Origin of the sequence: Planococcus shenhongbingii, from assembly GCF_030413635.1 — a bacterium.
Taxonomy (GTDB): domain Bacteria; phylum Bacillota; class Bacilli; order Bacillales_A; family Planococcaceae; genus Planococcus; species Planococcus shenhongbingii.
The window spans coordinates 3312572-3335908 of record NZ_CP129235.1 but is presented as its reverse complement, the minus strand read 5'-3'; the positions used below and the strand labels follow the sequence as shown (position 1 = coordinate 3335908).

The 23337-nt window shown below is 44.8% G+C and carries 24 protein-coding genes and 1 riboswitch; of the genes, 12 read left to right on the top strand and 12 right to left on the bottom strand.

Annotated features, from left to right (window positions below; genetic code table 11):
• Window positions 1–88: 88 nt before the first annotated feature.
• The gene (locus tag QWY16_RS19420) at window positions 89–319 is read right to left on the bottom strand and encodes a YczO family protein (RefSeq protein WP_300990248.1); all 231 of its coding nucleotides are present in this window, start codon (window positions 317–319) and stop codon (window positions 89–91) included.
• 181 nt (window positions 320–500) lie between these two features.
• Here QWY16_RS19420 and QWY16_RS16115 point away from each other — a divergent pair, with 181 nt between their 5' ends.
• Window positions 501–1520, top strand: coding sequence for an STAS domain-containing protein (locus QWY16_RS16115; protein WP_300990247.1), 1020 nt, complete (start codon window positions 501–503; stop codon window positions 1518–1520).
• 64 nt (window positions 1521–1584) lie between these two features.
• Here QWY16_RS16115 and pepT read toward each other — a convergent pair whose 3' ends face one another.
• A complete protein-coding gene (pepT, locus tag QWY16_RS16110) occupies window positions 1585–2808 on the bottom strand; it encodes a peptidase T (RefSeq protein WP_300990246.1) in 1224 nt (407 codons plus the stop codon).
• A 240-nt stretch (window positions 2809–3048) separates the two neighbouring features.
• A complete protein-coding gene (locus tag QWY16_RS16105; protein WP_300990245.1) occupies window positions 3049–3690 on the bottom strand; it encodes a glycerol-3-phosphate acyltransferase in 642 nt (213 codons plus the stop codon).
• A gap of 131 nt (window positions 3691–3821) precedes the next feature.
• A riboswitch (SAM riboswitch) is annotated at window positions 3822–3937 on the top strand.
• Window positions 3938–4040: 103 nt separating this feature from the next.
• Here QWY16_RS16105 and QWY16_RS16100 point away from each other — a divergent pair.
• The 3 genes from QWY16_RS16100 (at window position 4041) to QWY16_RS16090 (ending at window position 7290) form a co-directional block, all read left to right on the top strand.
• Window positions 4041–5330, top strand: coding sequence for an O-acetylhomoserine aminocarboxypropyltransferase/cysteine synthase family protein (locus QWY16_RS16100; protein WP_300990244.1), 1290 nt, complete (start codon window positions 4041–4043; stop codon window positions 5328–5330).
• Window positions 5331–5342: 12 nt separating this feature from the next.
• Window positions 5343–6356, top strand: coding sequence for a homoserine O-acetyltransferase MetX (gene metX, locus QWY16_RS16095; protein ID WP_300990243.1), 1014 nt, complete (start codon window positions 5343–5345; stop codon window positions 6354–6356).
• A gap of 148 nt (window positions 6357–6504) precedes the next feature.
• Window positions 6505–7290: a hypothetical protein gene (locus tag QWY16_RS16090; protein WP_300990242.1), complete on the top strand. Its 786-nt coding sequence runs from the start codon at window positions 6505–6507 to the stop codon at window positions 7288–7290.
• 47 nt (window positions 7291–7337) lie between these two features.
• Here QWY16_RS16090 and QWY16_RS16085 read toward each other — a convergent pair whose 3' ends face one another.
• Entirely contained in the window at window positions 7338–7568 is a 231-nt protein-coding gene (locus QWY16_RS16085) for a helix-turn-helix domain-containing protein (RefSeq protein ID WP_300990241.1), read from the bottom strand.
• A 110-nt stretch (window positions 7569–7678) separates the two neighbouring features.
• Here QWY16_RS16085 and QWY16_RS16080 point away from each other — a divergent pair, with 110 nt between their 5' ends.
• From QWY16_RS16080 to QWY16_RS16070, 3 genes are all read left to right on the top strand, one after another.
• Entirely contained in the window at window positions 7679–8584 is a 906-nt protein-coding gene (locus tag QWY16_RS16080) for a DMT family transporter (RefSeq protein ID WP_300990240.1), read from the top strand.
• Between the two features lie 80 nt (window positions 8585–8664).
• A complete protein-coding gene (locus tag QWY16_RS16075) occupies window positions 8665–9354 on the top strand; it encodes a response regulator transcription factor (RefSeq protein ID WP_300990239.1) in 690 nt (229 codons plus the stop codon).
• 142 nt (window positions 9355–9496) lie between these two features.
• On the top strand, window positions 9497–11656 hold the full coding sequence (locus QWY16_RS16070; protein ID WP_300990238.1) for a sensor histidine kinase: 2160 nt from the start codon (window positions 9497–9499) through the stop codon (window positions 11654–11656).
• A gap of 122 nt (window positions 11657–11778) precedes the next feature.
• Here QWY16_RS16070 and QWY16_RS16065 read toward each other — a convergent pair whose 3' ends face one another.
• From QWY16_RS16065 to QWY16_RS16045, 5 genes are all read right to left on the bottom strand, one after another.
• On the bottom strand, window positions 11779–12414 hold the full coding sequence (locus QWY16_RS16065; RefSeq protein ID WP_300990237.1) for a response regulator transcription factor: 636 nt from the start codon (window positions 12412–12414) through the stop codon (window positions 11779–11781).
• A complete protein-coding gene (locus tag QWY16_RS16060) occupies window positions 12392–13435 on the bottom strand; it encodes a sensor histidine kinase (RefSeq protein ID WP_300990236.1) in 1044 nt (347 codons plus the stop codon). Before QWY16_RS16060 ends, QWY16_RS16065 begins: the two co-directional genes overlap by 23 nt.
• Window positions 13432–14130: a cell wall-active antibiotics response protein LiaF gene (gene liaF / locus QWY16_RS16055; RefSeq protein WP_300990235.1), complete on the bottom strand. Its 699-nt coding sequence runs from the start codon at window positions 14128–14130 to the stop codon at window positions 13432–13434. Before liaF ends, QWY16_RS16060 begins: the two co-directional genes overlap by 4 nt.
• A 65-nt stretch (window positions 14131–14195) precedes the next feature.
• Window positions 14196–14834: a PspA/IM30 family protein gene (locus QWY16_RS16050; RefSeq protein WP_300990234.1), complete on the bottom strand. Its 639-nt coding sequence runs from the start codon at window positions 14832–14834 to the stop codon at window positions 14196–14198.
• Between the two features lie 12 nt (window positions 14835–14846).
• The gene (locus tag QWY16_RS16045) at window positions 14847–15188 is read right to left on the bottom strand and encodes a lmo0954 family membrane protein (RefSeq protein ID WP_300990233.1); all 342 of its coding nucleotides are present in this window, start codon (window positions 15186–15188) and stop codon (window positions 14847–14849) included.
• A 174-nt stretch (window positions 15189–15362) separates the two neighbouring features.
• Between QWY16_RS16045 and QWY16_RS16040 the strand changes: the two genes are divergently transcribed.
• From QWY16_RS16040 to trhO, 5 genes are all read left to right on the top strand, one after another.
• A complete protein-coding gene (locus QWY16_RS16040) occupies window positions 15363–16448 on the top strand; it encodes a metallophosphoesterase (RefSeq protein ID WP_300990232.1) in 1086 nt (361 codons plus the stop codon).
• Window positions 16449–16461: 13 nt separating this feature from the next.
• A complete protein-coding gene (locus tag QWY16_RS16035; RefSeq protein WP_300990231.1) occupies window positions 16462–17079 on the top strand; it encodes a DedA family protein in 618 nt (205 codons plus the stop codon).
• Between the two features lie 129 nt (window positions 17080–17208).
• Window positions 17209–18159 carry a 2-hydroxyacid dehydrogenase gene (locus QWY16_RS16030; protein WP_300993480.1) on the top strand — a complete coding sequence of 317 codons (951 nt, stop codon included), beginning with the start codon at window positions 17209–17211 and terminating at the stop codon, window positions 18157–18159.
• An 11-nt stretch (window positions 18160–18170) separates the two neighbouring features.
• The gene (locus tag QWY16_RS16025) at window positions 18171–18584 is read left to right on the top strand and encodes a VOC family protein (protein ID WP_300990230.1); all 414 of its coding nucleotides are present in this window, start codon (window positions 18171–18173) and stop codon (window positions 18582–18584) included.
• Between the two features lie 172 nt (window positions 18585–18756).
• Window positions 18757–19719, top strand: coding sequence for an oxygen-dependent tRNA uridine(34) hydroxylase TrhO (gene trhO / locus QWY16_RS16020; protein WP_300990229.1), 963 nt, complete (start codon window positions 18757–18759; stop codon window positions 19717–19719).
• 500 nt (window positions 19720–20219) lie between these two features.
• Here trhO and QWY16_RS16015 read toward each other — a convergent pair whose 3' ends face one another.
• From QWY16_RS16015 to QWY16_RS16005, 3 genes are read right to left on the bottom strand one after another with little or no spacing between them, the layout of a single operon-like run.
• Window positions 20220–21746, bottom strand: a complete 1527-nt coding sequence (locus QWY16_RS16015) for a tripartite tricarboxylate transporter permease (protein WP_300990228.1) — start codon at window positions 21744–21746, stop codon at window positions 20220–20222.
• Between the two features lie 18 nt (window positions 21747–21764).
• Window positions 21765–22214 (bottom strand): tripartite tricarboxylate transporter TctB family protein, encoded by a 450-nt coding sequence (locus QWY16_RS16010; protein WP_300990227.1) that lies wholly within the window; start codon window positions 22212–22214, stop codon window positions 21765–21767.
• A 50-nt stretch (window positions 22215–22264) separates the two neighbouring features.
• Entirely contained in the window at window positions 22265–23275 is a 1011-nt protein-coding gene (locus QWY16_RS16005; RefSeq protein WP_300990226.1) for a tripartite tricarboxylate transporter substrate binding protein, read from the bottom strand.
• Between the last annotated feature and the right edge of the window lie 62 nt (window positions 23276–23337).

Genomic DNA, 23337 nt, shown 5'->3' with positions numbered 1-23337 from the left:
CACTCCTGTTCCAACATGAATCATAACACAAAAAAACAGCTTGGCGGAAGCCATGCTGTTCTTCAGAAAAGTAGGTTTATTCTGTTGATTAATCAGGATAGATTTCGTCGCTTCCCGAGTTGTCTTTGGTGGAACGCTTATTTTCTTCGTCTTCCATATTTTGCTTCAAATCTTCCAATGGAATTGCATCGACAGTCTGTTCTTCTTTAAACATTTCATGCATTGTTTCTTTGTCTGTTTTTATCTGTTCCGGATTGTCCATGGGGCGACTATCTCTTGTTTCGCGATTTTCTTCGTTAAAAGGTTTATTGTCTGACACAAGGAGCACCTCTTTCTTTTTGTATGGTTATTTTTGTATTCCTTTAATTATCGAATCTCAAACCTGAAGATGTAAACACAATCTTGTATCATAGAAAGAGTGATTACATAAGCCTGCAGATTAATAAGTGGAACAAGAGGGTTATGGTGAAATAAATTTTAATAGTGGGAGGAGCTGCAATATGGAAACTAAACCATCAATAAATGTAGGCGGACTAGAATTTGCATGGGATTTGGATGAAGGCAGATTCTTATTCGAAGGCCAGGATGCTGTGCTGTTTTGGACGGCCAGTGCGATGAAAACATTTTTTGATTCAATAGAAGAAATATCAGGAGAAGACGCAGCAAACGTAGTGATGGAGTCTACGGGGTTCCGCCAAGGTTTGATAGTGGGCGACTATTTCACGAGCAGGAAAAATGTCAGCATTTCAGAAGCGGCGAACTTAATAACAAATACATATGCTTCTGCAGGATGGGGAAAAGCCGAGATTCAGAAAATGAATGAATCGGAAAGCACGCTCCAAGTCAATTTGAGAAATAGCTGGGAACATAAAATCAATGTAGCCCAAGGGAAAAAGCAGGGAGGCAGTTACCTGGCAGCCCATTACGCTGGGATCTTCACGTCGCTTTTCGGGCGCAACGTTTGGTACCGTGTGATCCACCATCAAATTGAAGGCTACCCTGAAACGATTATTGAATATTTTCCTTCAGAAAAAAACGTTGAAGAAAATATTCACCGGCTGGCTCGCTTGAAAGAAGCAGAGCAGATCAATCAGCTTGAAAAACTGGTCGAGAAAAAAACAGCAGAACTGAATGCATTGATTCAGGAAATCTCTTCGCCGATTATTCCAGTGCTCGAAGATATCGTCGTTGTGCCGCTTCTCGGAACTTATGATGAAGCGCGTGCAGAAGAATTATTGGTAAAAACCTTGCAAAATTTACCGACTTATAAAGCAAGATATTTGCTGTTGGACTTAACAGGATTGAACGATAATTTCACACAGCACGCTGCAAGTTTGATTGAGAAATTGGGGTCAACGGCATCTCTGATCGGAACTTATACGGTACTAGTGGGCATTTCTCCGCAAATGAGCATGGTCATTACCGAGTCGGGCATCAATTTATCAAAATTCAACTGCTTCCAAACTTTGCAGCACGGCATCCACTATGCGCTTGCACAAAATGGACGCAGCATTATTTAAATATGAAAAGTGACAGCGTTTCTTAAGCGTTGAAGCATGAACAAAAATAAGCGCCCGCGGGCGCTTATTTTTGTTCCATCGATCTCGCGATTTCTATAATGACTTTTGTGGCTTTTTCCATGTTCTGCACAGAGATGAACTCGTACTGGCCATGATAGTTCTCACCGCCAGTAAAAATATTAGGTGTGGGCAAGCCCATATAAGATAATTGGGAACCGTCTGTACCACCTCTGACAGGCACGATGTTTGGTTCAATCTCAAGTGTCTTCATAGCTGTTTCGGCTGTATCGACAATTTCCATTGCTGGTTCAATTTTCTCACGCATATTGTAATATTGATCTTCAATCTCAAGTTTAATGGCTTTATTGCCATACTGCTCTTGCAGTTTAGCAGCCACGTTTTTCATATGGCTCTTTTTCGCTTCGAAAGCTTCTTTGTCAAAGTCGCGGATAATGTAAGAAAGAACCGCTTTATCAACATTGCCGTTGAAACTGTTCAAGTGGATAAACCCTTCGTAGCCTTCCGTCCGTTCAGGCACTTCGTTTTTTGGCATTTCTTCCTGGAAGCGGATAGCGACCGTTTGGGCATTGATCATTTTATCTTTGGCTGAACCGGGATGAACGCTTTTCCCTTGGACCGTCAGTTTGGCAGCCGCTGCATTAAAGCTTTCATACTGCAATTCGCCAAGAGGCCCGCCGTCCATTGTATAAGCAAAGTCAGCTGCGAAACGCTCTACATCAAACTTATGTGGTCCGCGGCCAATTTCTTCATCCGGTGTAAAAGCTACACGGATTTTTCCGTGCTTGATTTCAGGATGCTGAACCAAGTATTCCATGGCGGTCATAATTTCGGCAACACCCGCTTTATTGTCGGCACCGAGCAAAGTAGTGCCGTCAGTAGTAATCAAAGTATGGCCGACGTAATTCTTCAAGTCAGGAAAGTCGGCGACTGCCATGGTGACGGAAGAACTCAATTGAATGTCGCTGCCATCGTAATCATCGATGCGCTGCGGATTGACGTTTTTTCCTGTGAAATCCGTAGCGGTGTCGACATGCGCCAGAAAGCCGGCAACGGGTATTTCTTTTTCTGTGTTGGCAGGCAAAGTGCCGAACAAATAACCGAATTCGTCCATGCTGACATCTTCCAAGCCGATTTCTTTCATTTCGTTTTCGAGTTCATGCAACAAATCCCATTGCCCCGGCGTAGAAGGTGTTTCAGTGCTCTCAGCATCCGATTGTGTATCAATTTTTGCATAGCGGACAAGGCGCTCAATCAGCTTTTCAAACATATACAGTTCCCCCTAAGTATGTAATCACTTTATTTTAGCATGAAAATAGGGAATTTTGGCAATTCGCCCAAGTGTTGCGCAGTCAGCTCAGAGGAAAAATGAAATGCAGCCAGCAACGTATAAAATATGACCAGTAGCAGACGAAATACGGCCAGTAAAGATAAAAATACGACCAGCAAGACAAAAAATACGATTCTAGACAATAAAAAAGGCAGCGGATCCGCTGCCTCTGCCGGCTTCTTAAGCAGAGCCGGCAGGTTTTTTCCGGAAAACAGAAGAAACCTTGTTTTCTGTTCCGTTTTTAATGCGCGTGATGTTCTCGAGATGCTTCCAGACTGCCATAGCAAACAAAGCGAAGGCGGTGACTAAAGGCCATATGCCTTCGGCCGGCCAAAAGGCAATGGCAAAAAACATGCCATATAATACGAGAACCCCGACCACTAAATAGTCGGTAGCCAGTGCTGCCAGCACCAGCAGCAGACCGCCGGCAAGGCCAAGATTCCAATCAAGGGCCAGCATGGCGCCGATGACTGAAGCTGTCCCTTTTCCGCCATCAAAGTTCATATAGAACGGAAAGTTATGGCCGAAAACGACAGCGGCCGCTGCGAGAAATAGCAGCATCCAGACCATTTCATCCGGCAAAGAAGATCCGCTTAGCAAAAAGCGGAATCCCATAACAACAGCTGCTCCTTTAAAAATATCAAGAACAGCAACAAGCGCCCCGTATTTCCAGCCGAGAACGATAGCTGCGTTTGAAGCCCCTGAATTTTTGACGCCTTTATTTTTGACGTTTACGCCGGACAGCAGCTGGGCAATAACAGAACCATGAAGACAACCGATAAAATAACCTGAAAAGAGTGCAAGTGCAATCCATAGAATCATTATTGTTCACCTCTATACAGTAAACGTATTCAATAAGTCATAGGTTTCAAAATCTTTTGAAAAAATGCGCTTGACAAATTTATCTGTTATATTCTATACTACTCAACATGATGGAAAACTAAATCTGAATACTCTTATCAAGAGAGGCGGAGGGAATAGGCCCTATGATGCCCGGCAACCAACAAGCAATGCTTGGAAAGGTGCTAAGTCCTACAGATCCGGCAAGACGGGATCTGGCAGATGAGAGGAGGCAATCCGTATATCACGGCCCTCTTCTTAATTGAAGGGGGCTTTTTTCTATTCCTCCTCAACCATGGTTTCCATCAAAAAAACCTTAGGAGGAAAACAAAATGACAAACTTTAAACCAGAAACGCTTTTATTACACGGAGGACAACAGCCGGATCCAGTTACTGGAGCAAGAGGTGTAGCCATCCATAAAACGACTTCTTATGTGTTTAAAAATACGGAGCACGCCCAAAATTTATTCGGTTTAAAAGAAACAGGAAATATTTATTCACGCATTATGAACCCGACGGTTGATGTTTTCGAACAGCGCGTGGCGCTTCTTGAAGGCGGAACAGCTGCTGTAGCCTTGGCTTCAGGAATGGCAGCTATTGCATTTTCTGTTTTGAACGTAGCAGAAGCGGGCGATGAAATTGTTGCGGACGCCAATTTATACGGAGGTACATACAGTCTCTTTGCCAACACATTGCCGCGGTATGGCATCAACGTCAAATTTGTTGACGGTACAAACCCTGAAAACTTCCGTGAAGCCATTACCGATAAGACAAAAGCAATTTTTGGAGAAATTATCGGAAATCCAAGTTTGAATGTTCTTGATGTAGAAGCAGTGGCAAACATTGCCCACGAAAATCAGATTCCTTTATTGATCGATAACACATTCGCTTCGCCATATGGCAGCAACCCGATTGAGTTCGGTGCTGACGTCGTTATCCATTCTGCAACAAAATGGATTGGCGGACACGGAACAACCATCGGAGGAGTTGTTGTAGATGGCGGTAAATTCAACTGGAATAATCCAAAATTTCCGAGCTATACACAACCGGATGAAAGTTATCATGGAATCCGTTACGGCATTGATGTGGAAGGTGCGTCTTTCGCGACGAAACTGCGCGTTCAATTGCTGCGTGATTTCGGTCCGTCATTAAGCGCCGAAAGTGCCCATGCCTTTTTACAGGGATTGGAAACTTTGCACTTGCGCATTCCACGCCACAACAGCAATGCCCGTATTGTAGCGGAATACTTAAAAGCTCACCCTCAAGTCGAATGGGTCAATTACATTGGATTTGAAGACCACCCATCTCATCAATTGGCACAAAAGTACTTAAAAGACGGATACGGTTCGATTGTCAATTTTGGTGTCAAAGGCGGACGGGAAGCAGGGCGCAAAGTGATTGACAGCGTTGTGTTATGGTCTCATGTGGCAAATGTCGGAGATGCGAAATCGCTGATCATTCACCCGGCTTCGACAACGCATCAGCAATTGAAGAAAGAAGAACTGGAATCATCAGGTGTTACGGAAGAATTGATCCGTTTATCGATAGGATTGGAAAATCCAGAAGACTTAATCGCCGACCTTGAACAAGCAATTCAGGCAGCGGTACTCGAGAACGTATAGGAGGGGACGGAAATGACGACAGTATCCATAGGAACACTTTCCCTGGAGTCGACGGAAGTCTTGCATAACGTAGAACTTGCCTACGAACGGTGCGGCAAAAAAGGTGCTCCTGTGATTCTCGTCTGCCATGCTTTAACAGGCGATCAATTTGCAGTCGGCAGTGCTGAAAATCCAGGCTGGTGGTCAGGATTGATCGGACCAGGGAAAGCCGTGGATACAAACGTTTTTCAAGTCATTACGTTTAATGTGCTGGGTGGCTGCAATGGATCAACCGGTCCATTGTCCATCAATCCGGAAACCGGTCAGCCATACCGGGCTTCGTTTCCAAATCTCACAATCCGCGATATGGTCCGGGCGGAGCATGCGGCGTTAAAGGAGCTGGGCATTTTCCATCTGACCGCGGTCCTTGGAGGATCGCTGGGAGGAATGAAAGCACTTGAATGGGGGCATTTATACCCGGATTTTGTTGAGGCCATTCTTCCGCTTGCTGTGACCCCTGCATACAGTGATTATGGTGTGGCTTTCAATTGGATTGGCATCCAGGCGATAGAAAATGATGCGCTCTTTAAAGACGGAAATTATACGGATTCCTCCGAGCTGAAAGGCTTTGAATTGGCGCGCATGGCCGCCATGGTCACTTACCGGAGCGGCAATCTATTCGATCAGCGGTTCCGCCGCTGTTCCAATGACAGCCGTTTTGAAGTGGAGTCCTATCTTGATTATCAAGGGAAAAAATTAGCTAGGCGTTTTGATGCCAATAGCTACTTGACCTTGCTGAAAGCGATGAATACCCATGATGTATCAAAAGAAAGAATAGAAGCAGAAATCTTTTCCTTGTCTTTTACAAAAGATTTGCTGTACCCAAGCGAACAATTGATTCCCTGGCTTCAAGGCCTGCCGAATGCATCTTGGGAAATCATTGAAACGGATTTCGGGCACGATGGATTCCTCGTTGAATTTGAGAAATGGAATGGCCATATTAAAAAGAAATTGGATAATTTAGTAGTTCCCCAACTCATGCGATAAGCATGAGTTTTTTTGTGAAGTACAACAACAGGAAAGTTTTTTAAAGACAGAGGAAATTTTTAAGGATCTAATAAAAATTGAATAGTTTACCATATTGTTTAAGGAATGATATTATTTAGAAAGACGGAATTAAAGGAGAAATTCATCGATGAATGACCAGGCTACGCAGCTGCTCCTGAAAAAAGTGAAGAAGCATAAAAAATGGACGGAAGGCATATTTGTGAATCCGATTTTTTGGATGGTGAACGGCAAGCCTTATTACATGGCTGGATTCACCAAAAAAAATGCGTCTGTTGCGACTGCTTATGTGACCCCAGGTGAAGAAAACCGGGAAGAAGCGCTGGAAGCTCAGCGCCATTTAGCTCTTTTTGGTGATTTGAGCAATAATATATTCAATATTGGCATGGATTATTTGAAAATAAACGCAGCTTTTTTTACAAAACCGTTAAGCATCCCTGTTTCTACACTGGATTCAGCTGTTTTAGAAGGAAGGGAAGCTTTTGCTGAGCTCTGGAAGATACAGCAAAACTTGACTACATTAATAAAAGACTACAAGAACTATTATGAAAATGACGTATTGATCCGCAAAGAAATTGTTGAAGCAGACGTCATTAAGACACTGGAAACGGCAAACCTGCTGACTTTGTATCAATATTTGAATTTACAGCTGCTCTTGGAAAAAAATGCTGAAATCCAAGCTTTTGCTTCTTTTCTAAAAACAACTGAAGACTGGAATAGGCTTGGGGAAGAATCACAGAAATTTGTTCAGGGAATCACCGATAACGCAGAAAAAATGCGTAAGAACCTGAACGGCTTGAATGTAATTGCAGATCAAGACTTCGAAAACATGAAAAAGCTGAATTACGATAAAATGATCGAAGACAATAAAAAAATCATCGAAGGCCAGCGGCAATATATCCGCTATCCAAAATAAGGAATAAAAAAGCATCTTAGCCTGAAAATCGGCTAAGATGCTTTTGCTTAATCTTCGTCTTGAATATCCACATCGTCCGGAATAGGGATGGCACGCCATTCTTCAAGGGCCTGTTTTGCTAACTCAAGCTGCTGGAAATGCGTTTCGAACTGTGAGGTATTGATCAAGTACTGTTCTCCGTCATTGACTGCGCGAATACGGCCTTCAAGCACGTAACTCATCACTTGTTCTTCAGGCATTGATAGAAAAACGGCAGTTTCCGGGATTGTCATATACATATGATCATCTCCTCTCTTTTCTTTTATTATAATTGATGGAACAGGCTATCTCAAACTATAAAATTCATGATAAGGTTTACTACATTGATGGAATACAGGGAGTGTTGAATGTGAATTATTGGCCATATATCTGGGTTTTGCTAGGAGCGATGCTGTGGGGAACAACTGGGACTGCCCAAAGTTTCCTTGAAGGGACTGCGCATCCTTTGACGATTGGGGCTCTGCGGTTGAGCATTGGAGGATTTACGCTTTTGGCATTTGTTTTATGGACGAAAAAGTTAATGTTCCGGTCGATTCCTTGGAAAGCGGTCTTTTTATCAGCAGCCACGATGGCCCTGTTTCAGCCTTTATTTTTTTCTTCGGTCCAATTGACAGGTATCGCGATCGGTACAGTTGTAGCTATTGGCAGTGCGCCGGTTTTTTCAGGCATTCTTGAATGGGCTGTATTAAGAAAAAAAACGGACCGCGTTTGGGCCATGGCGACCGGCTTGGCAATTGTCGGCTGCTTGCTGTTGTTTGCCGATAAAGACGCACCGGCAGTCAATCCGGTGGGCATTTTGCTGGCGCTTAGCGCTGGCTTGTCGTTCGCCGCCTATGCGCTTATCAGCAAAAAAGTCTTGGAAAGAATGGATGCCGTTCCTTCAGTGGCTGTGATTTTCTCGTTAAGCGCTTTGTATTTGATGCCGTTCTTATTCTTTTTTGATTTGTCATACATAGCGGCACCTGAAAACTTAGGGGTTATTTTATACCTCGGCCTAGGAGCTACGAGTCTTTCGTATATTTTATTCTCAAGCGGATTAAAAATCATTCCTTCTTCTTCTGCAGTGACGCTGTCACTTGCTGAACCGATGACAGCAGCGCTTTTAGGCGTTTTCATTGTCGGTGAAGTGCTGACAGGAATCGCTTGGCTAGGCGTTTTGCTGCTTTTGGGCGGGATTCTGGTGTTAACATTCGGCAGAAAAAAGAGCTATCCGAACAGCAAAGCTGCCTCTATGGAAAAAACACCGCTTTCTTAAGAATTTCTTCATATTTTTGCTAGGCTCGGCTTAAGAATTTCCATTTACAATTAGGTTCATAGAGGGAAGAGGTGCAAGAAATGAGGCATACAGTGCTGGTGACAGACGATGACCAGGATATCCGGGACGGTATTGAAATATATTTGAAAAACGAAGGCTATAAAGTACTGAAAGCGGCGAATGGCCTTGAAGCAATGGAGTTGCTTGAAGAAAATGAAGTGCATGTCATGATTCTCGATATCATGATGCCGAAAATGGATGGAATTTCGGCAACTTTTAAAATCAGGGAAACACGCAATATTCCGATTATCATGCTAAGCGCGAAAGCGGAGGATTCCGATAAAATCCACGGCCTGTCAGTAGGAGCGGACGATTATGTGACAAAGCCGTTCCACCCGATGGAGCTGGTTGCCCGAGTGAAATCACAACTAAGACGCTACGTCACTCTTGGCAACTACCAAGATAAAGCCCAGCATATTGAAATAGAAGGTCTTGTGCTGAATACAGAAGCGAAGGACGTGTCGCTTCACGGAGAGCCAATCAAACTGACGCCGATTGAATTTAAAATAACGGAATTATTGATGGCCAATGCTGGGCGCGTGTTTTCCATCCATGAGATTTATGAACGTGTCTGGAATGAACCTGCTTATAACGCTGAAAATATCGTGGCGGTACATATACGCAAGATTCGTGAAAAAATCGAGGCAGACCCAAAAAATCCGAGGTATGTAAAGGTGGTATGGGGCATTGGCTACAAAATGGAAAAATGATATATGGTCGGTAGTTGCGATTGTCTGTGCTTTGTTCAGCCTGCTTTACTGCTTTACATTTATCTTTGAATTTTTTATAACTTCACCGGTTGCTGAATTGCTGGCTTCTCTCAGGAACTTATCGAGAGGAGATGCTTGATTAATGAAGAAATGGCTGTGGCTGTTCATTGCATCATTTATCATAATTGGCTGTTTTAGCATTTTGGAACTGGGTTCGAAGTATTTTGGGAAGTCCTATTTGGACACGGCTGATTTCGAAACGGATTTCGTTTATTTTACCGATCGGCTTATTGCCCTGGAATTGGATCCATTGACCGATGAGACTGCTGTACCGGTCACTTCATCGGAAATAGAAGAATACCGCAATCGAAATGGTACATTAGCGGACCAACTCTTCAGTATCCGCAATCAGTATGAATCGGATATTCAGGAAGCCATTTCTGCTGGCAATAAAGATTTAGAAGAGGCACTTACTCAAGAACGGGAAAAGAAAGTGGAGGAAATTCGGAATAACTTCTCCGATGATGAAGCGGTTGTCCGAAAAATACTGATGGAACGGAAAGAGTCGATCGAGCAAATAAGCCGGGATTCAGGAAACGAGAAAACGGATTTTTTAAAAGACACCGCATATTACGTATACGAACTTACTGATCTTGAAACCAAAGAGACATTTACAAAAGGACAGCTGAAAGAGCAGCCGTATTTCGAAAAAACATATTCGAAAGATAATCCGTTAAGTTCTACAGGGGAGTATTCGGTAAATATGAATTCGGCATTTTTTAATACCGAATCATCTGCTGTTCCGAATTCGAGTGCTGATTTCGTCGGGACCATACAGATTGATCGATCATTGCTGGCGTCTTCCGAACAAGGTGTGAATTTCATGCAATTTACAGTGGTGAAGAGCATATTATATGCATTCGGCGCTTTGGTGATCGCTGGAATTGTCGTTCTGTGGACACATCTTCGATTTGAGCTGGAATGGTTCATTAAAACGCCTTTCTATGTAAAATGGTCGCGTTTGACAATGGATAGCCGCTTTCTGCTGGCTGCCATCTCTATTGTGTTTGCGCTTTTTGCCAGTTCGGAGCTGTTCTGGACAATGGCAAATACATGGACCGATAACTATATTGGTTACGGATTCGATTTGGCTTGGAAGTTGATTGCGGCGCTCGGTTTAACGGCTTTAAGCTTGCTGCAGATCATTTGGCTGTTCGCCTATTACAGAAAAGGGCAAGTGTTCAAATATGAATTCCAGCAAAGTTTTATGCTGCGCAGTATCCAAAATGCACGCCAGGCTTTTTTGAATAAATCCATCGGCATCCAGACTCTTATGTTGTTGATTATCGTCTTTTTCTGGGGAGCAGGAACACTGTTGCTGTTCATTTATCCTCAGATGATTATTTTATGGCTGCCCGCTTCGGCATTGCTTGGGCTTCCAGCTGTTTTGGTTATGCTGAACCGATTCGGCTATCTGAATGTACTGATGCTGGAAACAGAAGCGATGGCAAGCGGCCGGCTAAACCAAGAACTGCCGATTCGCGGCAAATCACCGCTCGCACAGCACGCCAGACAATTAAACCGCCTGAAAGAAGGCGTCAAAATGTCTATGTCTGAGCAAGCCAAAAGCGAACGGCTGAAAACGGAATTGATTACCAATGTCAGCCATGATCTGCGCACACCGCTGACCTCAATCATCACGTACACGGATTTGATGAAAACACCCGATTTATCGAATGAGGAACGGCTGGCATACGCGGAAATCTTAGACCGTAAGTCACAACGCCTGAAAACGCTGATCGAAGATCTGTTTGAAGTTTCAAAGATGGCGAGTGGCAATATAGAGCTTCAGCGTACACGAATCGATTTGAACCAATTGCTGCAGCAAGCGCTCGCTGAACATGCAGAAGACATCGGGCTTTCAGGGCTGGATTTCCGTGTCACCAATCCGAACAAACCCGTTCCTGTGCACGTCGATGGCCAAAAATGGTGGCGTGTTTTTGATAATCTGATTTTGAATGCCATCAAGTATGCATTGCCAGGCACTCGCGTCTATTTATCATTGAGTGAATCCGATGGACAGGCTGAATTTGTCATTAAGAACATTACCCGCTATGAACTCGGTGAAAATACCGATGAACTGTTCGAACGCTTTAAAAGAGGAGACGCATCACGGCAAACTGAAGGATCTGGCCTTGGGCTTGCCATTTCCCAATCCATTGTCGATCTGCATGGTGGTGTGATGAAAATCGAAGTGGACGGCGACTTGTTTAAAGTGATGGTTTCGATTCATACTATATAAATAAAAACGAGGCTGTCCCGAAAGTCGATTTCACTGACTTTAAGGACAGCCTCTTTCAATTTTACTTAGTGCATCAAGCGGCGTGTAAAAGATTCGAATTAATATAAACAAAAAATCTCTCCTCACTGCGGAGGAGAGACGAGTTTATGCTGGAAGGCGTAGATGACGGCTTGTGTGCGGTCATGGACTTCCAATTTCGATAGCAGATTGCTGACATGGGTTTTGACGGTTTTCAAGGCGATAAACAGCTCATCAGCAATTTCCTGGTTGGTGTAGCCGTTTGCCAGCAGCAGTAGGATTTCCATTTCGCGTTCCGTTAAATCTTCATGCAGCACACGGTCATGGCGCATCTGCTTCATCATTTTGCTCATTACTTCAGGTTCCAGTACAGACGTGCCGTTCATCGTTTCCCGAATTGACTCTGCGATGCGGGACGCCTTGGACGTTTTCAATATGTAACTGACCGCTCCTGCTTTTAATGCCGGATAGACTTTGTCGTCATCCAAAAAACTGGTGACAATCATGATTTTCGCTTCCGGCCATTGCCGGATGATGGCATCGGTTGCTTCAGCTCCGTTCATGATCGGCATGACCATGTCCATTAGAATGACATCCGGGCGAAGGTCGAGCGCCATTTTTACCGCTTCTTCGCCGTTCACTGCTTCACCGACGACTTCCATATCGCTTTGCGACTGCAAGTAAGCAGAGACGCCAATGCGTACCATTTCGTGGTCATCAACCAATAAGATTCGTATCATCGGAAACCATCCTTTCGATAGGGACTTTTACTTCTACGATAGTACCTTCTGAAGGCACTGAAACAATTTTGCTGGTAGCGCCGATTTCAATGGCTCTTTCTTCAATATGCTTTAGCCCGTAGGAAGTTGACTTGGACTGTTCGCTTTCAAAACCGACTCCGTTGTCCTGGATGCGTAAAATAGCAAAGTCATCACGTTGAATAAATAAAATATGGACTTCGGTCGCTTTGGAATGGCGCAGCGTATTCGACAGTGTTTCTTGGGCAATGCGGAATAAATGGTCTTCAGCCCCTTTTGGCAAAGGAACTTCTTCCAACTTATGTTCAATAGTGAAATATACTTTTTCTTTCAACTCAGAGACCAGTTCAAACAACCCTTGGCGCAGACTTTTGTCATGAAGTGCAGCGGGGCGCAGATGCAGGAGCAAGGCACGCATTTCAAGCTGGGCCTGCTGCACCATTTTTTCAGTCTGCAATAGACCGGGAGATGCCCCTTCTTGCTCGGTCATCGACGACAGCAGCATCGAAGCCGCAAAGAGCTGCTGGGAAACCGAATCATGGAGCTCGCGCGCCAGGCGCTGGCGTTCCATGATCAGCCGTTCCTGGATGATCTGGTCCTGGGTTTCTGCCCGTTCATTGGAAATGCGCGCCAAGCTTTTGCGCTGGGATTCCAATAGCTTCTGCAATTTCAAAATTGAAGCGGATAAATGATTCGGCAAAGTTTTCATATGGGCCGCTTCAATGACGGTCTGGTCTTCGTTGCGGAGGAGGGCCTGGAAAATATCGTCGAGTTCCTGCACTTTCGAGCGCGTTAACGATTCAGACCACCAGGCGATTCCGGAAGACAAAGCGAGCATCAAGACGAAAAGCCAAATACCAAAAGGAAGACCGGCCACAAAATCTTCCCACAGGACTGCCCATGTGCGTTCGGTGGGGAGCCCCAGAAGCACAATCAAAATACCAAAAATGATGATTGCAAATAAGCCCACGAAAAACAGGCCGCGCGGAAGAATCTGTCTCATCTGCGAATCACCTCGACATCTCCCATCCAAGTTGAAAGAGATATGACCAATTCGGTTTTATTGTAATCGTCTTGGCTGTACCCGTCTTCTGCATGGATGGTGCCGTTCCAGATGCGCTTTTTTTCGCCGCTGAAAAACTGGGCGTCGCCAAGAAGCGTCGTGTAATAAATGCGGACAGGAATTTCATATGGCAAAACAATTTTGACTTTGCCAAATCCTTGCCGGATGGAAATTAAGGAAGTCTTTTTCGGTAAGACGGTCTGCGTTGCATCCACAAGCAAATCGCCGACAAATCCTTGTACATGGATGTCTTTCCATTCATAAGCTTCAATTGGGGTGCTTTGGGCAGAAAGGAATTTGTTTTGGATCAGGCCTTTATCGACCTCTCCTTGAATCGGGACACTTTGCTGCCATTCATCACCTTTCCAAAGACGGATGAGTAAATAAACCGCTATTGAAAAGATCAGCAGCCGCAAGCTCCACATTGATAAGACGGAGATGCCGATCAGGATTATTCCAGTCCAGATGTAAGATTTTCGCGTTTTCGCACTTTTATTAATTGCATAGTAAATCAGTCCGATACCAAGAAGAACCAAAAATACACTGCCGTTTCCGAAAAAAGCAGCTTCCACGAATATGAGAAGTAAAGCGCTCAGAATGATAAACGCCTGTTTGTTAGTAGTGAACTGTTGCATCGCAGTTTTGCCTCCTTCTTTGTATCGGAAAAGTGAGAAGAAGGAATCCTTCTTCTCATGTTAGTTTACCCAATTTCCTTTTGTTGTGCGCTGTTTTTTTCTAAAGCTTCCAGCCGGCGTTCCATTGCAGAGCGTTCATGTTCCTGTTCAACTTTTGAGCCCAGTGTTTGGATGTAGGACGCCATGTCATCATAAGATCCGAGGCGCTCTGCTGCGAGTTCCGGATTTAAGACTTTATCCATCTGATGATGGGCACGCGTTGCATTTTCTTTGCCCATCAATTGAAGCTGGCGTACTTTCATGTCTTTTACTTTATGTTTCATTTCCTCATGGCGCTGCTCCAGCCCGTTTAATTCGACCAGATTTTCTTCGATTGTCCGGTTTAACTGGGCTGTACGGTTGGAGTAAGCCGCCACTTCCATTTCCGCAAATGCGGACAAGTCGCTTTCACCTGAATTCTGCGCCAGTTGGAGCTGTGACTGCCGTTTTTCAAGCATGGATAGCGCTTCAGCTAATTCTTTTTCCAGCTTGCTGTTCAGCTTAGCTTGGCGCTCCACCCATTTCCCTGTTTCCTCAGTCTGCTTTTCAGCTTCCACGATATAACGGTTCAAGACGGCCAGTGGATTTTTTTCTTCTTTCTTTGATACCAGTGTGTCTACGTCTGTTGCTACTGTGAATTTAAACCGTTCCCATAAAGATGCCATTTGTATTCCTCCTTATTTTGTAAGTTTGTCCCATTGTCTTTCGAAATTTGTGAACGGATCATCTGTTTTTGCGACAGTGACGGGGCGTTCATTCCAGTTGCGGTAAATCCACCATAATCCGGCAGCTGCTGCGACACCAATCAATGCCGGTACGTTGGAAATAGCTGAAAGTACGCCCACAGCTCCAACAAATCCCCACCAGATTTTTGCTGCAGTTGATGTGCTTTTCAGGTAAAAATGCACACCCATGTAGAGAATCAAACCAGAGACTGCCAATCCCATGATAGCACCGAGATTGGATAGTACGATGATGCCAGCGACGATGCCCAGTGTAATCATCCAAAACTTATTCAATTTAATTCCTCCTCTCAATTTGTATCTTCATCTTATCAAGTGCTGAATCTTTTCAATACGGTCCCTGACTGCATCTTTTACTAAGACTTGAGGCGTAGTTTCGTTTAGGTAAGGTGGATTGAAATGTAAAATGCTATAATGTCTTTTATATAGTATGAAGAAGGGGGCTGCTCAATGAGAATAATCACTTACAGCATTACGGCATTAAGTATTTATCTGGTCATTGTCACTTATCTGGGCTGGAACGTATATGTATGGTTTGAATCATGGGCAGAATGGATTTATCCGGTGCTATTCGGCGTCATCTGGTTGATTCTTGCTTTCAGCTTTTTCATAGGACGCCTGGGGCATAGGTGGCTGGCATTTTCAGTGATTGGTGCTTATTGGTTCGCTTTCCTGGAATACGGCCTTCTTTTCTTTCCAATTGCGAACATAGTCAGCCTATTTGTAGAATGGGATCAGGAAGCCCTTATCCTTGGAAATGCAGTGGCGATCATTTTTGCTTTGATTTTTATTGTTGGTACATTTCTGGCTTATAGTCCGGTTGTCCGTAAATTGGAGATAACCGTTGAAGGACCCACTTCAGACCCTCTTCATATAGTTGTCGGATCGGATTTTCATCTGGGCGTTCTTTCAGGCAGACGGCATCTTAAGCGTTTTGTCACAAGATCCAATAAATTAAAGCCGGATGCCGTCTTGCTTGCCGGAGATTTAGTGGACGATGACCCGGTATGGTATGCACGTTACGGAATGAAAGAAGAGATGGAGAAACTGGAAGCTGAATTAGGCGTCTATGGCGTTTTGGGGAACCATGAGTATTACGGCAAAAAAATCCCTCTGCTGGTAAAGCTAATGGAAAGTTCCGGTGTGAATATCCTGCGGGATGAAACCATTTCGGTTGGAAATCGTTTCTATTTAACAGGGCGTGAAGACCGGACAAACGGCAAGCGCCATGCATTGGAATTATTGAAACCAGAAAATGAATTGCCGTGGATTATCCTGGACCATACTCCATCCGATTTAAAGACGCCTGTAGACTTACAGGCAGATTTACATATATCCGGCCATACCCATAAAGGGCAAATGTGGCCGAACCGCTTCATAACGAAAAAAGTATTTGAACTGGATTACGGCCATCGCTTGATAGAAAAAACCCATTTCCTTGTGTCGTCGGGTTTTGGATTTTGGGGACCAGCCATCCGTATTGGAAGCCGCTCAGAATTATGGTCGATTAAGATGAAATTTGAGCAAACAAACTAAGAGGAGCAATTAAATGGAACAGTGGATTACATCAATTATGTCTGACTATGGTTACATCGGGATTTTTTTACTTATCATGCTGGAGAACGTGTTTCCGCCAATTCCGTCTGAAGTGATTTTAACAGTGGGTGGATTTATGACAACGACAACGGATATGACCATTCCGGGAGTGATTCTCGCTTCAACTGCCGGTTCAGTATCGGGGGCGCTAATATTATATGGAATTGGACTCCTATTGGATGTCGAGCGTTTAGAGAAAATAGTGGAGAAATACGGGCATATACTGCGCGTCAAAAAAGCCGATATCCACCGTGCCGATGCCTGGTTTGACCGCTACGGCGTCTGGACCATCTTTTTTGGCCGGCTAATTCCGCTGGTTCGCAGTTTAATCTCTATTCCAGCAGGAATGGCCAATACGAAATTTTGGCTGTTTCTGACATTAACTACATTAGGGACTGTTCTATGGAATACCGTTCTGGTCTTTGTGGGGGAAGCAGTAGGAGAAAACCGCGATGAGATAATGAAGCAGCTCGATATTTATTCCAATGTCGTCTATGTTTTGATTGTGCTGGGAGGAATTGCGGCCATCTGGTTTTATGTTAAGAAAATCAGAACACGCGAAATGGATTGAATCTAATTTGGAAAAACTGCCGGTTGTTTGCCGGCAGTTTTTTTTATTGTTATAATTGTTTGATAATGGAAAAATGCTAGCACCTGTTAAGGCATAGAGGTACATACAATGGAATTGGAGAGGATCGGCATGAAACCAATCGTTTACATTACACAGAAGTTACCTGATGAAGCTGTAGCAGGCTTACAGCAATCCTATGAAGTACGGATGTGGGAAGATGCGGAAACATCCGCTCCGCGTGAGGAATTATTAAAACAAGTGAAAGACGCGCAAGCGCTTTGGACGATGCTGCCGGATCAAATCGATGAGGAAGTCTTCGAAGCCGCCCCGAATTTGAAAATCGTCACAAATCTGGCGGTGGGCTACAACAACATCGATTTGGAAGCCGCCCATAAACATAAGGTGTTTGTCACGAATACGCCGGATGTATTGACCGAAACAACAGCAGATTTAACGTTTGCACTGCTGTTGGCAACGGCACGGCGCATCGTGGAAGCAGATGGAACCGTGCGATCGGGTGAATGGAAGTCTTGGAGCCCGATGGGGATGACCGGCCAGAACGTCGGTGGAGCAACACTTGGCATTATCGGCATGGGGCGAATAGGAGAAGCGGTGGCGAGGCGCGCTCAAGGTTTCGGCATGAGCGTACTTTACCACAACCGGACACGCCGAAGCCTGGAGGATGTAAAATATGCGGCATTGGAAGATCTTCTGAAAGAATCGGACTTTGTGGTGATTTTAACGCCGCTTACAGAGCAAACAAAAGGCATGATCGGTGAAAAGGAACTGTCGTTGATGAAAGAATCTGCTTGTCTGATCAATGTGGCACGTGGCGGAATCGTAGACGAAACCGCTTTATACGAAGCGTTAAAAGCGAATAAGCTATGGGGAGCGGGATTGGATGTTTTTGAACAAGAACCGGTTCCGACGGACCATCCGCTGCTTAGTTTGCCGAATGTGACGGTATTGCCTCATATCGGCAGTGCTACTGTCCAGACGCGGCTCGCGATGATGGCAATGAACGCAGAAGCCATTGCATCGTGTTTTGAAGGGCGCTCTGTAAAAAATCGTGTATGTTAGGGGATGTTTAAATGAAAGGTTCAATTACACCATATCTTACATTTTATGGCCAAGCAGGCGAAGCATCATCTTTTTATGAGGAGGTTTTTGGCTTAGAAAGAATAGGAAGCCAAACATACGGGGATTCCGGCTTTCCAAGCCCGGATCATGCCAAAGAATATCTTCTGCATTGTCTTTTGCAAAAAGGTGATTTCCGGTTGATGATGGCCGATTCTGTAGAAGAACAACCGGAACAGCCCCGTTCAGGCCTGGCGCTTGTCGTGGAGTGTGAAAGCGAAGAAGAAGCCACAAACATCTTTGGCAAGTTGTCCGAAGGCGGACAAGTGATCATGGAACTTCAGGATACTTTCTGGGGGGCCAAATATGGAAAAGTGAAAGACCAATACGGATTTGTCTGGGATCTCAACGTGGAAAAAGAAAAGTGAAGGCGATCAAGAAGGATCCTATTTAAATCTGATCATAGAAGGCAGCTGCTTCAGGCAGCTGTTTTTTCAATTCTGCAAAAGTTGAATTTTACCGGTTTTTATTGTAAAATGATTTAGGTTTTTGAAGTCTTTGGGGCTTACGAAACAAATTGAAGAATAGGGGGTATGATTCATGCAAAATCATACACACAACGTTTTACTTTATTATTTATATACACCAATCGAAGATCCTGAGGCTTTCGCAGCTGAACATTTGGCAGCTTGCAAGGAAATCGGGCTTAAAGGCCGTATCCTTGTTTCCCATGAAGGAATTAACGGTACATGTTCAGGCACGATCGAGCAGACAGAAGCATACATGGAGATGGTGAAAAGCGATCCCCGTTTTTCAGAAATCGTCTTCAAAATTGACGCGGCAGACGGCCATGCATTCAAAAAAATGCACGTGCGCGCGAAAAAAGAAATCGTTCACTTGGGCCTCGAAGATGACATCGACCCGAACGAATTGACTGGAACTTACCTGGAGCCTGCAGAATTCTATAAACGCATGCAGGACCAAGATACAATCGTGCTTGATGCACGCAACGACTATGAATATGACTTGGGCCATTTCCGCGGCGCAGTGCGTCCGGATATCGAAAACTTCCGTGATCTTCCGGAATGGGTCCGTGAAAATAAAGAAATGTTCGAAGGCAAGAAAATTTTAACTTACTGCACAGGCGGAATCCGCTGTGAAAAATTTTCGGGCTGGCTGAAAAAAGAAGGCTTTGAAGATGTAGCACAATTGCACGGCGGCATCGTGACTTACGGAAAAGATCCGGAAGTCCGCGGCGAACTTTGGGACGGACAGCTTTACGTGTTTGACGAGCGCATTGCAGTTCCTGTGAACCAAGTAGAGCATGTTGTGGTTGGAAGAGACCATTTCACTGGCGAGCCATGTGAGCGCTACGTGAACTGCGCAAATCCGGAATGCAACAAGAAAATTATTGCTTCTGAAGAAAACGAACATAAATACATGCGTTCATGCTCTGACGAGTGCCGTGAACATCCACGCAACCGCTATGCCTTTGAACACGGGTTAACGGGAGCAGAAGTTCAGGAACGCCTGGATGCATTAAAAGAAACAACTGAAGTATAAGCAATCAAAAAAACCGTCCTTTAGGGGACGGTTTTTTCAGCTTGTTGAGGAAGTTAAAGTTTCTATTAGTAATCCTTCCTTAACCGATATTCCGCCAACCAGCTGCGCTTGCCGCGGGCGAGCGCCAAGCCGCTTCGTCGCTTACGCTCCTGCAGGGTCTCGGCTGTCTCGCTATCCCGCAGGCGTCTCCGCTGGTTGGCTCCATATCTGGAGAGCCGGGACAAATATTAGAGAGCTTTCCAAAACAATCACACTTTTAGAGAGTCTCTAGAAGTGGTGAAAGGAAGTGGAATGCAGCGGAAGGCGGCGACTTCTGCGGGAACAGTGCGAGTCCTAAGACCCCGCAGAGAGCGCCAGCGAGCGAGGAGGCTTAGGCCGCACCCCGCGAAAAGCGTCCGTCCTGGAGCGAAATGAGAAAATGCTATCGAGAGTTTCTCGACAGCCTGAAAAAAACCGTCCTTTAGGGGACGGTTTTTTTGTATGGCTGAAGGTCATATCAATCATCCTTCTTCATTCAGTACTACAGAACGGCCTTTCAATTTCAAAAGCAGCGGGACAAGCAGCCAGGCAGCAGCCACTATCAGCAGCACCAATGAAATCGGATTGGAGACAAAAATTGAAAATTCACCGTTTGAAATGGTAAGTGCACGTCGCATATTGTTTTCAATCATTGGCCCAAGGACCAGCGCCAAGACCAGCGGTGCAACCGGGAAATCATTTTTTGTCAACAAGTAACCAAGGACACCGCAGGCAAGCAGCAAGTAAAGATCGAACGTCGTATACTGCACAGCGTAAACGCCGAAAAACGAAATGGCAATAATGATCGGCAATAAATACTTTTTCGGTGTTTGAATAATCTTAGCAAACACTTTTACAAGAGGCATGTTCAGTATAAGAAGCATCAAGTTTCCGACAAACATACTGGCGATCAGCCCCCAGGCTACTTCAGGATGATCTTCAAATAATAAGGGGCCAGGCTGGATGTTATACATGATTAAAGCGCCCATAAGAATGGCGGTTGTCCCGGATCCGGGAATCCCTAAAGTCAAAAGGGGAATCATGGCGCCTCCAGAAGCGGCGTTGTTGGCCGATTCAGGTCCAGCTACACCGGCGATGGCACCTTTGCCGAATTGTTCAGGGTTTTTGCTGAATTTTTTCTCGCCGATATAGGAGAAAAATGAAGCCAGAGTAGCTCCAGCACCTGGCAAGACCCCGATAAAGAAGCCCAATAACGAACCGCGCATTATAGGAGCTGCGCTATCTTTCAAGTCTTGTCTGGTCGGCAGGATACGGCCGATTTTAGCCATTGTTCCATCTTCATGATCTCTTTCCAGAACTGTCTTGAAAACTTCACCTAAAGCGAAAAGGCCGACAGCAATGGTAAGGAATTCTAGCCCGGAATATAAGACGGGAATATCATAAGTAAAGCGGGCAATGCCTGAAACAGCATCGATACCGATAGTGCCGAGCATTAAACCAAACACGGTCATCATCAACGCTTTGGTCATCGATTTTCCAGCAAGGCCGCTGACTGCTGCAAGCCCCAAAAGCATTAAAGAAAAATACTCGGCAGGCCCGAATTCCAAAGCTATATTTGATAAAGGCTCAGCCAGCAAAACGAGACCGATCAAAGAAATGATGCCTGCTGCAAACGAACCGATGGCAGCAATTGATAAAGCTGCTCCGGCACGCCCTTGCTTGGCCATCTGGTAACCGTCAAGAGTTGTAACAACTGACGAAGATTCACCAGGCGTGTTCAGCAGGATGGAGGTGGTTGAGCCGCCGTACATGGCGCCGTAATAGACACCAGCCAATAGAATAATCGAACTTGCCGCCGCTGCCTCCGTCGGCAGCCCGGCTGTCAAAGTAGCAGTTACAGGAATAAGAAGTGCCACTCCGCTCATGGGCCCGATGCCAGGCAATACGCCGACCGCGGTTCCGATTAACACTCCGGCAAATGCAAAGAGGATGTTCTGCCATTGAAACGCGATACTGAATCCATCCATCAGAAATTGTAAGGTATTCATAATACTCCACCTCTCAAGTTAAAATACCGGGAATCCTGGCAGCGAGCCTCCAAGGAATTCGGCGAAAAAGTAATAGACGCCAAATGAGAACAAACTGGCGATCAAAATGGATTTGACCCATTTGCCGCGCTCCATTGTCTGAAAGGCGATTAAAAGAAATGCGAAAGTCGTGATGACATAGCCAAGCGGCTCCAGTAATATGGCATATAAAAGTGCACTGACAAAGATTATGATAAATTTCTTATACTGGACAGTTTCGCCGTTTTTGGTTCCTGTTTGGTAACGGAACGTTTCGTATAGCAAACGCAGGCTCAACAAGATTAATATGGCTCCTAGACCAATAGGAAAGATGTCCGGACCAACTGCTGAACCGTATGAGCTTTTGGAAATCCGCTGGCTCTCAATGACAAACAGAAGGCCAATCAGTAAAAAAGCGATTCCTGCAAAGCGATCGAACGTTTTACTCATTGTCTTTCACTCCTTTTTAAAGTAAGAAAGCGGCCGAAGCCGCTTTCGATTTATTTTTGCATTTCAAGAGCAGTTAATAATTCAACAATTACTTTTTCTTGATTTGTAAGATATTCTGTAAAATCTTCGCTGTTTTTATATTCACTTTGCCAGCCATTTTTCTCCAGCTCTTGTTTCCACTCTTCAGAAGCAGACATTTCTTCTAATTTCGAAGTCCAGTATTCTTTGGCGCCATCCGACATGTTTTTAGGCCCGAAAATTCCGCGCCAGATGGTAAACTCGGCATCAATTCCTTCTTCCATGAATGTCGGAACTTCACTCAGTGTGCCTTCCAGACGTTCCGGTGAACTTACAGCCAATACCCGAACATCTCCGGATTTCACATATTCAGCAATCGTCGATGCGTCAGTAGCAATGACGTCTGCATTTCCTCCGAGAAGGGCAGCTACGGCTTCACCGCCGCCATCATAAGAAACGTATTTAACCGATTTTGGGTCTATGCCGTATTCAAATGCTGGCAAAATGCCTACTAAGTGGTCCATGGATCCGGGAGCCGAACCTCCAGCAAGCGTCACTTTCTTAGGATCGGCTTTGATTGCCTCTAGGACATCTCCCAATGATTGGAACTTAGAATCTGCTTTTACGACAATGGCACCGTAATCGCGTGTCAATTGTGCAAGCGGTGTTGTATCTTTATAGCCGTAAGGGCTATTGCCTTCTGCTTTGTTATTATTGATCAAAATCGGCGGTGATTTTACCAGCATCATGTAATCGTTATCCACTTCTTTTGTCGCATATTCTGCCATATAAACGGCTCCGCCGCCGCCTGGTTTATTCTCCACGGTGATGGGCTCTTCAACCAATTTAGTAGCGTTCATTGTCTTAGCGATCGAGCGGGCAGTCAAATCCCAGCCGCCCCCCGCGCCTGATGGAGCCACGATGGTGATGCTGCGTTCAGGATAATTTTCAGAACTTGCATTTGAACTTTCCCCAGAAGAACAGGCAGCAAGACCAACTGCTAATACACCGGCCAATGAAACTGAAATCAATTTTTTTAACATATAATTCATCCCCCTTTAAAATGATAAAAAGACAGCGCTTTCATCTGCTGCCTTTAATTTAT